We start from the raw sequence: 12,466 nt of genomic DNA on the forward strand, positions 1-12,466 counted from the left end.
GTACTCTTGAAACTATTTTTCGGGCACGACGCCGCGACAGATGGCAAGCGTCTGTTCGCGCACGATCTGCTTCATCAACAGAACGTTCTCTCCCTCGAGACCGACCGCTTTGAGGATGGGTCGCTTGTGGTTGTTGCAGAAGATGACGACCTGCCCGATCAGCGCCATCGTGCGCATCGTCATCTCGGGATCGCCTTCGGACTTGCCGTGGATGCGGGCGAACAGGGCGAGACAGGGATTGAAGATCTGCCGCATGCCGTTCTCGTGCAACCGGTCGAGCCCGGGTGTCTCTTCCACCTCGGAGCGCGCGAAAATGAGGCGCCGGCTGTCGACCTGCGGGCCGCTCGTCACCACGGTGATGAAGGCTTCGAGCGTCTCACACAGAAGTTCCCTCAGCTCGGCCGGCGTAACGCCCGGATCGTCGAGCGCGGCGCGGACGCGGGGCAGCACCCCGGACATGTGCCGCTCCGTGTCGGCGACGATGTCCTCGATGATCGCCCGGTAGAGGCCTTCCTTGTTGCCGAAATAGTACTGGATGGCCGGGAGGTTTACGCCCGCGCCGTCGGCGATCTGCCGGGTGCTGGCACCCTCGTATCCATGGGCGGCAAAGAGATCGAGCGCCGTTTCCAGGATGCGCCGGCGCGTATCCTCGCCCCTCGCCTGGGTGCCCTGGCGGCCACGTGCAGTGGTTGGAATGTTAATCATCGCTACCCTGAGCAGTGCGGTCCCGAGCCAATTACTATCAGTCGATAAACTATGTCAATCGATAGTAATTCTCGCGGGCGGCGCGAATTCTGAGCCGGTGAAGGGGGCAATCGAAAGTTTGGCGTCCCGCTGGCAACGGCGGGCATCGTGCTTCATGCCATCCTGCCGGGATCGCCAGAAAGCCTATGGCACGGGCGCGAGGGACATCATCCGGCTCGACGCGCGCGAGGTCCTCAACCGGGAAATCGCGGGCTTGATCGCCTTCCCCGCGCCTCGGCGTCGGACGTCAAGACTCGAGCTTGGCCGCCATCGACGTCGGCACGCGCACCGGCATGTCCAGAAGCATCTGGGCGAAGGCCTTGGCCAGCGGATCCGCCTTGAGTGAGGCCATGCCGCCGCCGCCCAACGCCTTGCGCAGCAGGAAGTTGAAACCCTTGATGCCCGGCAGCCGCCAGCGCGTGACCGGTCCCTCGATGCGGTGGGCGAAGTAGCTGGCCACCGCCGCCTCCGTCACCTCGGCATCGAGGATGGGTTCGTACTCCGGCCGGCGCGCGAAGATGCCGATGTTGGCGTTGTCGCCCTTGTCGCCGGAGCGGCCGTAGGCGAGCGCGATCAGCGGCACGGTGGCGGTATCGCCGGCCCGCAACGGCGCCGCCGCGGGCGCCTCAACGGGAAGCTGTGCGATGGTGAAGTCGCCGCTCAGCGCGCCTTCCTGCATCGCGATCCTGTGACCGTCGACGTCGACCGTGACCGGCACCATCGACTTCGGCACCAGGCAGGAAAACATGCGGATGACGGGCGACGGGGAGACGCGCCCGGCACCGAAACTGCCGGTCATGCCGACCACGCCGCCGGTGGACATGGGCGAGATCTCGCGGCCAAGCAGCGCCAGCGCTTCCTTCTGGTCGTGCCGGGCGGCGATCTTCACGACGACCTCGCGAGCGTCGGGCACGCGGCCGTGCGGCCCATAGGTCGCCTCGCTGCCGATCACCTCGATGTTGACGTCGCGATAATCCGCCATGCCCTTCTCGCCGAACAGGCGGCGCGTCTTCTTGATGATCGACTCCGCACTGTGTCGGCCCTTCGCGACCGCCTCGCGTCCGCCCAGCATGAAGATCGAGCTGAATTTGTAACCGTCGGGCCAGGTCGTCGAGACCTTGTAGGTGTCGGTGGGCGGGCGGCCGCGGGCACCACTCACCCGCACGCGGTCCTTGGCCACCTGCTCGTAGGTCGCCTGCGTGAAATCGCACACCACGTCGGGCACCATGTAGGCGCGCGGATCGCCGATCTCGTAGAGCATCTGCTCGGCGACCGTCGCGGTCGTGATCAGGCCGCCGGTACCGTCGGGCTTGGAGAGCACGAAGCTGCCGTCGCTCGACACTTCGGCGATCGGGAAGCCCATGTTGTCGTAGTCCGGTACCAGCCGCCAATCGGTGAAGTTGCCGCCGTTGCACTGCGCGCCGCACTCGATGATGTGGCCGCACAGCGTCCCGGCGGCGAGACGATCGAACTCCTCGGGTGTCCACGAGAACGCGTGGATCAATGCGCCCAACGTGACGGCCGAATCGACACAACGGCCGGTGATGACCACGTCGGCGCCCTCGGCCAGCGCCCGCGCGATCGGGAAGCCGCCGAGATAGGCGTTCATGCTGGCGATCTTCGCCGGCAGCTCCGCGCCCGTATCCATCTCGCGGATGCCGGCGGCGCGGAACGCCTCGACGCGCGGCAGGATGTCGTCGCCCAGCACGACCGCGACCTTGAGCGTCACGCCCGCCGCCTCGCAGGCCTTGAGGACCGCCTCCCGGCAGGCCAGCGGATTGACGCCGCCGGCATTGGTCACGACCTTGATCTTCTTCTCGGCGATCTCGCGCGCCAGCGGCGCCATGACCACCGACACGAAGTCGATGGCATAGCCCGCTTGCGGATTGCGCAGCTTCTGCGCCGCCATGATCGACATGGTGACTTCGGCAAGATAGTCGCTGACCAGATAGTCGACGTTGCCGTGGCGCACGAGCTGCACCGCGGCGGTTTCTGTGTCGCCCCAGAAGCCCGAGTGGCAGCCGATGCGGACGGTCTTCTTGCTCATCGCCCAGCCCCTCTCGTCGCCCTACTTCTTCTTGCGATTGACGAATGCTGCCATGCGCTCGACGTGCTCGCCCTCGGCGACCGACTGGGCGAAGGAATCGATTCCGGCCTGGACCGCCTCGTCGAGCGGCAGCCGCTCCCAGCGCCGCATCAGCCGCTTCTGCGCCCGCACGGCGAGCGGCGTCGCATCGACGATGGAATTCACGCAGCGCTCGACGGCCGCATCGATCTTCGCCACCTCGACGACCTCCTCGACCATGCCCCAGGCTTCGGCCCTGCGCGAATCGATGTTCTCGGCGGTCAGCAGCATCCACGAGGTGCGGCCCCAGCCGATCAGGCGCGGCAGCAGCGCCGCCTCGACGACGGAGGGAACGCCGACCTTGACCTCGGGCATGCCGAAATGCGCCGTGTCGGTGGCGATGCGCAGGTCGCAGGCGGCCGCCACTTCGAGGCCGGCGCCCAGCGTGTAGCCTTCCATGCGGCAGATCACCGGTACCGGACAGTCGCGGATCGACTGGCAGAGCTTGTGAACCATGGTGATGAAGGCGCGGCCGTCCTCGGAGGTCCGCATGCCCGCCATGTGGTTGATGTCGGCACCACCGATGAAGGCCCGGCCGCCGGCGCCGGAGAAGACGACGACGCGCAGATCCTCCTCGGCCGACAGCGTGTGGAACGTCGCGGTGAGATCGTGCAGGGCGGGCGGGTTCAGGACGTTGAGACGCCGCGCATTGTCGAATACGAGATGAGCCACCGTGCCGGCATCGCGTTTTTCGCGCCGGATCTCGATCTTGTGCGCGGACTCCGCCATGACGTTTCGCTCCGTGGGTCTTTGTGATTGCGTGATTCTCCCCTATTAGAACCCGCCAACGACGCTTCACAAGAGCCAATGCCCGATACGATCGACCTCTCCCGCTACACCGTGTTCGTGCCGCCGGATCCGTTCGAGGATCATGTTGGGCCGTTCTACTTCGACCTCCAGGGCGATGCCCGGAAGGCCGGCACGGTGCATTGCGTGCTACCGACCCTGCCGCGCCACGGCAACTACATGGGCGGGGTGCATGGCGGCGGCATCCTGACCTTCGCCGACTATGCGCTCTGCCTGGTGGCCGGCCGCGCTGCGGACGGCGGCACCAACACGTCCTTCGCCATGACGGTGAGCATCGCCGTCGAGTTTCTGAACGGCGCGGCCATAGGACCGCCGCTGGAAGCGCGCGGCGAGCCGCTGCAGGTCACGGGCCGCCTCGCCTTCGCGCGCGGCTCGATCACCCAGGAGGGCCGCACGATCGCGCTGTGGTCGGGCGTGTGCCGGCACGTCGCCCGCGCCAAGGCGATGGCGCGCAAGGACGAGCAGGCGCCGTCGAGGATCGACCTGCCGCCGCAGGTCGTGCCCGAGGGCTTCGAGCCGTTCAAGGCCAGCGCCTACTCCACGCATATTGGCCCCGCCTTCGTCCGCAAGGAGGCCGACGGCGCCTCGCTGGTGCAGCCGACGCTGGCGCGCATGTGCAACTCTGGCGGTGCGCTCCACGGCGGCTACATGATGAGCTTTGCCGACACCGCCATCACGCGCGCTGCGGCCCTGACGACCGACCTCGCGCCCGCCACCGTCTCCTTCGCCGCCGAGTTCCTGGCCGCCGGGGACATTTCCGCGCCGCTGGTCACCCGCGTGGAAGTCCCCAAGCACGGACGGTCGATTGCCTTCCTGCGCGGTCTGCTGGAACAGAACGGCAGGGGCCTGCTCTCCTACTCCGCGACGGTGATGCTGAGGCCGCGGGCCTGATCTGCACCGGCCTGAGCGGCCACCTTCGACACTTCCTGCGCGAGGGCTCCGTCGAGGCCGAGCACAGCCGGCAGGTCCCCGGACAGGGCCGCGCGTTCCACGGCGTCGGCGATCCTGCCGAGCGCCGCCGCGCCGATCATGCCGGAAGCGCCCTTCAGCCGGTGCGCCGCCCGCGCGATCGTATCGAGATCTTCAGTCGCGCGAATTTCCTCGTGGGCGCTTCGCGCGGTGTCGAGGAACTCGCGCTCGATCTCCGCGAGCGTGGCCGCGTTGTCGCCGAACAGCTCGACGAGCCGGTTGCGATCGTAGGCCGGGCTCATGTCACGCGCTCCCGCGATTCATCCTTCAGCCAGACCTCCAGGGTCGCTTTCAGCTGCTCGATGCCAACCGGCTTGGTGATGAACCCATCCATCCCGGACGCCCGGCTGCGCTCCTCTTCCGACTCGAGCGCGCTGGCGGTGACAGCGAGGATCGGAAGGCGCGCGCTGCCGGTCGAGGCCTCGCCCTGGCGAATGCGCCGGGCCAGTTCGAAGCCGTCCATGTCGGGCATCTGCAGGTCGGCGAGCATCAGGTCGTAGGGACGCGAGCGCCACATCGCCAGCGCCTCCTCGCCGCCGGCCGCCATGTCGGCCGATGTGCCTGCCAGTTCGAGCTGCCGCGCCAGGATCCGGCGGTTGACCGAATTGTCGTCGACCACCAGGACGCGACCGCCCAGCCGGCCGACCGGAGCCGGCGCCTGCGCCGCCGGAGCGACAAAGCCCGTCCGTCCGGCGGCCTGCGCGATCACCCGCACCAGCACGTCACGTCGCCACGGGCGCTTGAGGTCGGCGAGACACACCTGATTGCCCTGGTGCTTGCTCTGGCCCTCGATGGTCACCGCCGCTTCGGACGACACCACGACATCGACCTCTGCGCCCGCGTCGCGCAGATAGCGCGCGATGGCGGCGCTCTCCTGCGGGTCCGGCAGGGACAGGATCAGGGAGAGATGGTCGAGCGGGAGCCCGGCGGAGGCGGGTGCCGGCGGGGCCGCCTCGAGCCTGACCGTGACGACGAAGGTCGAGCCGACGCCGGGCGCGCTGTGCACCTCGACACGTCCCTCCATCGCCTCGGCGAGCCGACGCACGATGGACAGGCCGAGCCCGGTGCCGCCGAAGCGGCGGGTCGTCGAACTGTCGGCCTGGACGAAGGGATTGAACAGCCGCTCGCGCTGGGCGGCCGTGAGACCGATCCCCGTGTCGACCACCCGGATGCGGAGCACGAGCGAGCCGTCCTGCTCGCCGCCGTCGCCTTCGAGGAAAAGGCGGACACTGCCCTTCTCCGTAAACTTGATGGCGTTGCCCAGGAGGTTGAACAGGATCTGCTGCAGCCGCAGCGGGTCGCCGATGGCCCGAGCGGGCACCTCGGACGCCACATAGGCCGACAGGATCAGCCCCTTCTCCGAGGCCCGGGCAGCCAGCGCCTCGGCCGCCCCTTCGATCAGCTCGACGGTGGAGAATTCCACCCGCTCCAAGTCGAGACGCCCGGCCTCGATCTTGGAGAAGTCCAGGATGTCGTCGATGATCCGCAGCAGCGACGCCGCCGAATAGCGCACCGTCCCCAGGTGGTCGCGCTGGTCGGGCGAGAGTTCGGTGCGCTCCAGAATGTCGATCATGCCCAGCACGCCGTTCATCGGCGTGCGGATTTCGTGGCTCATGGTGGCAAGGAAGGTCGACTTGGCCTGGTTGGCCTTCTCCGCGTCGCGCTGGGCGGCCAGAGCCGCATCGCGAGCCTGCCGAGCCTCGTCGTAGGCGACCTGCAGCCGGTGCGCCAGATCCTCCTTCTCGTAGGCCAGGGCGATGTTGTCGTACTGCCAACGGTGCACGTCGCGCACATAGGCCATCAGATGGCCGACATAGGCCGCGCCGGCGATGCCGACGAGCTGGTAGAAGGGCCCGCCCGAGGCGATCAGGACCAGCAGCAGCGGTGCCGCAGTGGCCACGGCGAAGGCGTAGAAGGTGGGCGGATGGGCCGAGCGGATCGGCACCGCCGTCGTGACGGTGGCCAGCAGCACCAGTCCGAGCAGCATGCGTTGCAGCTCGAACTCCCTGGACGCCAGCAGATATCCGGCCCAGCCCCAGCAGGCGCCCCCCAGGAAGGTGAAGCCGGCGAACCACCAGCCCCAGCGGAGGGTCTGCTCGTCGTCGGGTCGGGCACGCGCAAAATTGTGGCGGAGAAGGTCGAAGCCCAGCGTCACGCCGAGGTATGCCACGAACGGTCCGGCCAACTCGACCAGGTCGATCTGCCGCCAGTAGATGGCCGCGATCACCGGCCAGAGGACAAAGGAAAAGTAACGCGACGGTGCCGATCCGTGGAACAGGCGTCGCACCAGCTCGGCGCGGATGAACCGGTCCTGGCGGGCGGCCGCCTCCGCCTCGTCGACCTGAGGGGCGGCCGGGTCAGCGGCGGCGAGCGACATCAACCATCCCGGAACTAGGGTTCGAGCCGCCGCCCCATCGGGCAGCTACAGCTTGCGGATTCTCCGCGAGGCCAATCGTATCAAAAATATCAAGAAAACGATATAATTCATTGAGAAATAGTGTTATTTTGAAGGCATTGAAAGTCATTTATTAGGTTAAATCATGCAGCTTCCGTCCGTGTTGTTGGTCGAGGACGACGCATTTCAGCGCAAGGCCGCCGAGACCTATCTTTCGAACCATGAGCTGAAGGTCATTGCGGTTGAGAACGGCGCCCGGATGCGCCGCCAGATTGCCCGCGCGATGCCCGACCTGGTGCTTCTGGACGTCCAGCTTCCGGGACCGGAAGACGGCTTTGCCCTGGCCCGCTGGCTGCGCGAGAGCAGCCCCCGGGTCGGGATCATCATGCTGACGGCGTCCGCCGACCCGGTCGACAAGGTGCTGGGCCTCGAGAGCGGCGCCGATGACTACGTCGCCAAGCCCTACGAACCGCGCGAACTGCTCGCACGCTGCAAGAGCGTGCTGCGCCGGTCGGTGAACAAGGCCACGCCGTCGCGGCTGGAGCGCATCCGAATGGGGGGGCACATGCTCGACCTGTCCAAGCGCCAGCTCCTGGACTCCGAAAACGGCGACGTGCCGCTGACCTCGGGCGAGTTCGACATCCTGAAGACCTTCGCCGAGCACCCCAACCGGCCGCTGTCGCGCGACTGGCTTCTGGAGACGACCAGCCACCGCGCCCGCGACCCGTTCGATCGGGCGATCGACCTCCGGATCACGCGCATCCGGCGCAAGATCGAGCCGGCGCCGGACAAGCCCACGGTGATCCGCACCGTGCGGGGTGTCGGCTATATGTTCGTGCCGCCGGCCGAATAGCCGGGCTATAAGGTCCGGCCCCGGCGCACCCGGGGCGCGGCCATGCTGGCCAAGGTCGGTACGGGGGGCCCGTAGTTCAGCGGTTAGAACGAGCCGCTCATAACGGTTATGTCGCAGGTTCGAATCCTGCCGGGCCTACCACCGCCTCTCGTGGTGTCACGTGCGGGCTTCAGCGGGCCGTCTGCCCAACTTTCCAGATTTCATCCACTTGCCGAGGATGTCGGCGATTTCGGCGAGCACCTCCTGGCTGGTCCGGCCGGACCGGACCAGAACACCGAAGGAATGATCGGCGTCCCTTATCGGCCAGAAGCTGGCTCGCTTCCCCAAACCCTTCAGGACCTTTCGCAGGAGCGCGGGCCGAGCGAGCGCGTCGCGCGTGCCCTGGATGAACAATAGGGGAATGTGGATGTCGGACAGATGCGCCGCGCGCTCCACGGAGGGCTTTTCCGGCGGGTGCAGCGGAAACCCCAGGAACACCAGACCGCGGACCTTCGGCAGGGGTTCCAGCGCCTGGGCCTGGGAGGTCATGCGACCGCCGAACGACTTGCCTCCCGCGAACAGCGGCAACGCCGGCGCCAGCTTCGCGGCTTTCCGGACGGCCGCCCGTATCGCGGCATGGGCCACGGCCGGCCGGTCTGGCCGCTTCGAGCCGGCCTCCATGTAGGGGAACTGGAACCTGAGGGTGCTCACACCCGCTTCGGCAAGCCGGTCGGCCACGGCCACCATGAATGGATGTGTCATGCCCGCCCCTGCGCCATGCGCCAGCACGACCAGCGCGCGAGCGTGAGGAGCCTTTTGATAGAGAGCCGAAACGGTCGTTCCTGGCACGACACGCACGCCCAGCCGCCGCGCTTCCGCAAGAGATTTCATCGGTTGGGGAGTCACCACCATGAAAAATTCAGAAAACAGATTATGATCAACGCGTGGGGAGGACGAGTTCGAGGGACGCATGCGGAAGCACGACGCGTTGGTCTGTGGGCTGGCAATTCTGGCCTGCTGTGAGATTTCCACGGCGATCGGCCAGACGCCGACACAACCGGTCAGCATCCCACTGAGTTACGTCTTCGACAGTCAATCTTATGCCGCGCGTCTCTCGATCAACATCGGCATCAACGGCGGGGCGCCGCGACCATATCTGTTCGACACCGGCTCCTCGCTGTTCAATGCGGCCTTCGACCCGAAGACCTGGGGTGACAAATATTCCGGGTATACGTCGTCCGTTCCGCCCTCCAGCCTTCCCAACGGCAACGGTGTAGAGCTCTGCTATTCGGAAGACGGTGGCTGTCGTGGATATCAGGGAAACATCCTGCAGATACCGTCGCTCAGCTTCTACAAGCCCGACGCAAAGACGACGGAGGCAACCCCGGTGGCGACCCTCACCACCCCCGACGGGCCCGGCCAGGGCTTTCAGATCAATGCTGCCTACCGCTATACCGATCCCACGACCGATCCCAAGACACACGATTTCTTCCCTCACTATTTTTCCGACCCCACGACCAAGGATACTGCTCCGCAGGAGGGCCTGTTCTACGGCGTCTTCGGCTCGCGCATTTCCGTCGATCAGCTTCCCAAGGCGAGTTGCCCCGGCTCGCCGGACTGTTACGTCGCAGGAGGCATACTCGGGCAGGTGAGCATTCCGGGAGCGGCCAAGCAGGGTTTCGTCGTGGCAGCGAACGGCCTAGGCTATGTGATAGACCCGAATGGGCCTCAGCCCGATCCGTCCCCTCCTCAGAAAAACGCTACCGTCCGGATCGGCGGCAAGACCAAGGAGTTGTCCTGCAATCCGTGCGTGACGGTGGGTCTGTCACCGGAGGTTATCGGCCAGTTCGCCCCCGTCGCGATGCCGACACCGAGTTCGGCTCCGGGCCTGATCCCGTGGGTGGCGCCGAAGTCGCCCGATGAAGCGCCTGCCTTTCCGAATCCCTACGGCAGCGGAACCGGGAACAACTCGGCACCGACGGATGCCATGTATTTCACGGTTACCGTGACAGCCGGCGAGGACGGCAAGAACAAGACAAAAACGGCAACGGCCTTCACACTGCTGGATACCGGGACGAAGTACTATTCCTTGAGCAAGGATTTCAAAGACTTTTCCGATAAGGACACCGGCACGATCTCGATCACGGGCCTGACACCGGACCAAGCGTCGATCACCGGCCTGCCGGCAGAAACAAGCTCACTCTTCGGCAAACCCAACCCCAACTACTATGTCGAAGGGAGCGGAAAAACCAACACGATCGGCATCCCGTTCTTCACGCTCTATTCGGTGATGTTCGACCTGACCGACCAGGCGACCGGCTACACGTCGTTCTTCGTCACCACCGAGAAGCTCGACACCAACGCCGGCGGCCCCCTGATCGTCACCAGCAGCAACGTTCCCCTGGGACTGGCCGGCGTCGTTTCCGGTCAAGGGGGCCTCAAGATCGAGAGTGGAGGAAGCGTACAGCTCAGTGCCACGAACACCTATATCGGCCCGACCAGAATCGATGGCACGCCCACCGGGATTCCAGGGACGCTGTTGATTTCCGGACCGGGCAGCATTGCCGCCTCGAGCGGCGTGGTGAACGATGGCGTGTTCGACATTTCGCGGGCCTGGGCGGCGGTCAGCATCAAGGACCTGAGCGGCACCGGGCAGGTGAACCTCGGTGACCAGAATCTCACGATCACCAACGGGAGCAGCACGTTCTCCGGCATCATCGCCGATGGTGGCAAGTATCCGGGCAGCGGCGGCAGCGTGACCATCGCAGGGGGCACGCAAACCTTTGCCGGGGTGAATGGCTACACCGGTGGCACAAGAGTGAGCGGCGGCACGCTCAACCTCACAGGCACCCTCATCGGCGGCATGACGGTCGCGCCTGGCGGCACCTTTAACAATTCGGGCATCTTCGCATCCTTTGGCGGCGCTGGCTTCTGGAACCAGGGTGTCACCACCAACACAGGAACCTTGGCCACCGACGTGCTCAACACCGGCTCGTTCCTGAACAACGGAACCTTCGCCGGCACGTTCGCGAACCTGGGTGTTCTTTCGGGAACCGGCACACTGACGGGTACGCTGGCCAATGCGGGCGTCGTGGCGCCGGGCACGCCTTACGGCACGATGACGGTGAACGGTTCGTACATGCAGTCCTCCGGCGGCACTTTCCAGGTTGCGGTCTCCGACACGGGCCAGGCGAGCCGGCTCAACGTCACCGGGGCGACGGGCACCGCCTCGCTCGCCGGCTCGGTCCTTGCGCAGGTGCAGGCCGGCGGCCGTTATGCGCCACGTTCGACCTACACGATCCTGCGGGCCTCCGGCGGATTGAACGGCAGCTTCTCCAGCGTCGCGAGCAGCTCGCCGTTCCTGCTGCCGAGCCTCAGCTACGACGCCAACAACGTCTATCTCACCCTGGAGATCGGCGGCTTCGCCACCGCGGCGCTCAATCCGCAGCAGCAGGCGGTTGCGAATGTGCTGGACAGCACGGCGGCCACCGCGACCGGGGACTACGCCACCGTGCTGGGCTCGCTTTCGACGCTGACGCCGGCCCAGGTCCAGCCGATCCTGACAGCACTCTCGGGCACCAACTATGCGGGCTTCTCCTCCGCCATGGTGCAGGGCGCACAGCTCTTCATGAACAATTTTGCCGGCCAGGCCACCGGCGGCGGCCCGTCGGGCAGCGCCCGCGTGGCGCTCGCCGAGGCCTGCGAGGTCGCGTGCGATGTGTCGGACACGCCACGCTGGGGCGCCTGGGGCGGGGCGATCGGCGGCCTCGGCACGATTGGCGCCGGCACCCCGCAGGGCGCCGTCACCTACAATGCCGGCGGGTTCGCTGCCGGCCTCGACCGGACCTTCACCGAGAACTTCCGCGCCGGTGTGACGGTGGGTTACAGCGGCGGCACGCAATGGGTCTCGGGTTTCAGCGGCCAAGGCTACAGCGACACGGTGCAGGCCGGTCTCTACGGCAACTATGCCAACGGGCCATTCTATGCCGACGGCCTGATTGGCTATGCCTACAGCAACAACCGGATGACGCGGCAGATCCTCATCCCGGGCCTGGCGGCGCGCACCGCCTTCGGCCAGACAGGCGCCAACCAGTTCTTCGGCCAGTTCGAGACCGGCTACAGCTTCGACATCGGCACCCGGGCCGACGCCTTCGTCAAGCCGTTTGCACGGCTACAGGCCTATACCGGCACTCAGAACGGTTTCACCGAGACCGGGGCACAGTCGCTCAGTCTCTCGGTCGCACCGCAAACGACCAACTCGCTGCGCTCGGTGATCGGGGCCCAGTTGGGGGCGTCGATGGATATGGGCTGGCGGGACAGGCTGGCCATGCGCTTCCGGCTGGGCTGGAGCCACGAGTATGCCGATGTCGCCCGGCCGGTGACGGCCGCGCTGGCCGGCGCCCCGGCATCGCCGTTCACTACTTTCGGCATCTCGCCGGTTCGCGACGGCGTCCTGCTGGGCCTCTCTGCCAGCACCGCCGTCGCCGACGCGACGTCGCTCTACCTGCGTTACGAAGGCACGCTGGCCGGACCCGATGGCAGCCAGGCCCTCACGGCCGGCCTGCGCATGACCTGGTGAGTCACGCGGTGATCT

Annotated in this window: 10 protein-coding genes and 1 tRNA gene; 4 read left to right on the plus strand and 7 right to left on the minus strand. The window is 66.5% G+C overall.

Going from position 1 to position 12,466, the window contains the following annotated elements:
• Positions 1-12: 12 nt before the first annotated feature.
• The 3 genes from Q7V45_RS02110 to Q7V45_RS02120 form a co-directional block, all read right to left on the minus strand.
• Positions 13-705: a CerR family C-terminal domain-containing protein gene (locus Q7V45_RS02110; RefSeq protein ID WP_304846196.1), complete on the minus strand. Its 693-nt coding sequence runs from the start codon at positions 703-705 to the stop codon at positions 13-15.
• 286 nt (positions 706-991) lie between these two features.
• Positions 992-2,791: an acyclic terpene utilization AtuA family protein gene (locus Q7V45_RS02115; RefSeq protein ID WP_304846199.1), complete on the minus strand. Its 1,800-nt coding sequence runs from the start codon at positions 2,789-2,791 to the stop codon at positions 992-994.
• A 21-nt stretch (positions 2,792-2,812) separates the two neighbouring features.
• Positions 2,813-3,598: an enoyl-CoA hydratase gene (locus Q7V45_RS02120; protein WP_304846203.1), complete on the minus strand. Its 786-nt coding sequence runs from the start codon at positions 3,596-3,598 to the stop codon at positions 2,813-2,815.
• Positions 3,599-3,676: 78 nt separating this feature from the next.
• Here Q7V45_RS02120 and Q7V45_RS02125 point away from each other — a divergent pair, with 78 nt between their 5' ends.
• Complete coding sequence (locus Q7V45_RS02125) at positions 3,677-4,567, plus strand: PaaI family thioesterase (RefSeq protein ID WP_304846206.1); 891 nt, start codon at positions 3,677-3,679, stop codon at positions 4,565-4,567.
• Here the strand turns inward: Q7V45_RS02125 and Q7V45_RS02130 are convergent.
• Genes Q7V45_RS02130 through Q7V45_RS02140 form a run of 3 tightly spaced genes read right to left on the minus strand, consistent with a single transcriptional unit; the run spans position 4,531 to position 7,170 of the window.
• Positions 4,531-4,887 (minus strand): Hpt domain-containing protein, encoded by a 357-nt coding sequence (locus tag Q7V45_RS02130; RefSeq protein WP_304846209.1) that lies wholly within the window; start codon positions 4,885-4,887, stop codon positions 4,531-4,533. The two genes, Q7V45_RS02125 and Q7V45_RS02130, sit on opposite strands and share 37 nt — an antisense overlap.
• A complete protein-coding gene (locus tag Q7V45_RS02135) occupies positions 4,884-7,022 on the minus strand; it encodes an ATP-binding protein (protein WP_304846212.1) in 2,139 nt (712 codons plus the stop codon). The genes Q7V45_RS02130 and Q7V45_RS02135 overlap by 4 nt, the downstream gene beginning before the upstream one ends.
• A complete protein-coding gene (locus Q7V45_RS02140; protein ID WP_304846215.1) occupies positions 7,003-7,170 on the minus strand; it encodes a hypothetical protein in 168 nt (55 codons plus the stop codon). The genes Q7V45_RS02135 and Q7V45_RS02140 overlap by 20 nt, the downstream gene beginning before the upstream one ends.
• Positions 7,171-7,185: 15 nt before the next feature.
• Between Q7V45_RS02140 and Q7V45_RS02145 the strand changes: the two genes are divergently transcribed.
• Entirely contained in the window at positions 7,186-7,893 is a 708-nt protein-coding gene (locus Q7V45_RS02145; RefSeq protein WP_304846218.1) for a response regulator, read from the plus strand.
• Positions 7,894-7,958: 65 nt separating this feature from the next.
• Positions 7,959-8,034, plus strand: a tRNA-Ile gene (locus Q7V45_RS02150).
• Positions 8,035-8,049: 15 nt separating this feature from the next.
• Here Q7V45_RS02150 and Q7V45_RS02155 read toward each other — a convergent pair.
• Positions 8,050-8,844 (minus strand): alpha/beta family hydrolase, encoded by a 795-nt coding sequence (locus tag Q7V45_RS02155; RefSeq protein ID WP_370692542.1) that lies wholly within the window; start codon positions 8,842-8,844, stop codon positions 8,050-8,052.
• On the opposite strand from Q7V45_RS02155, the gene Q7V45_RS02160 reads away from it, so the two are divergent.
• The gene (locus Q7V45_RS02160; protein ID WP_304846221.1) at positions 8,843-12,451 is read left to right on the plus strand and encodes an autotransporter domain-containing protein; all 3,609 of its coding nucleotides are present in this window, start codon (positions 8,843-8,845) and stop codon (positions 12,449-12,451) included. The two genes, Q7V45_RS02155 and Q7V45_RS02160, sit on opposite strands and share 2 nt — an antisense overlap.
• Positions 12,452-12,466: the final 15 nt, after the last annotated feature.

The sequence above is a fragment of the Reyranella sp. genome (assembly GCF_030651995.1).
Lineage (GTDB): Bacteria > Pseudomonadota > Alphaproteobacteria > Reyranellales > Reyranellaceae > Reyranella.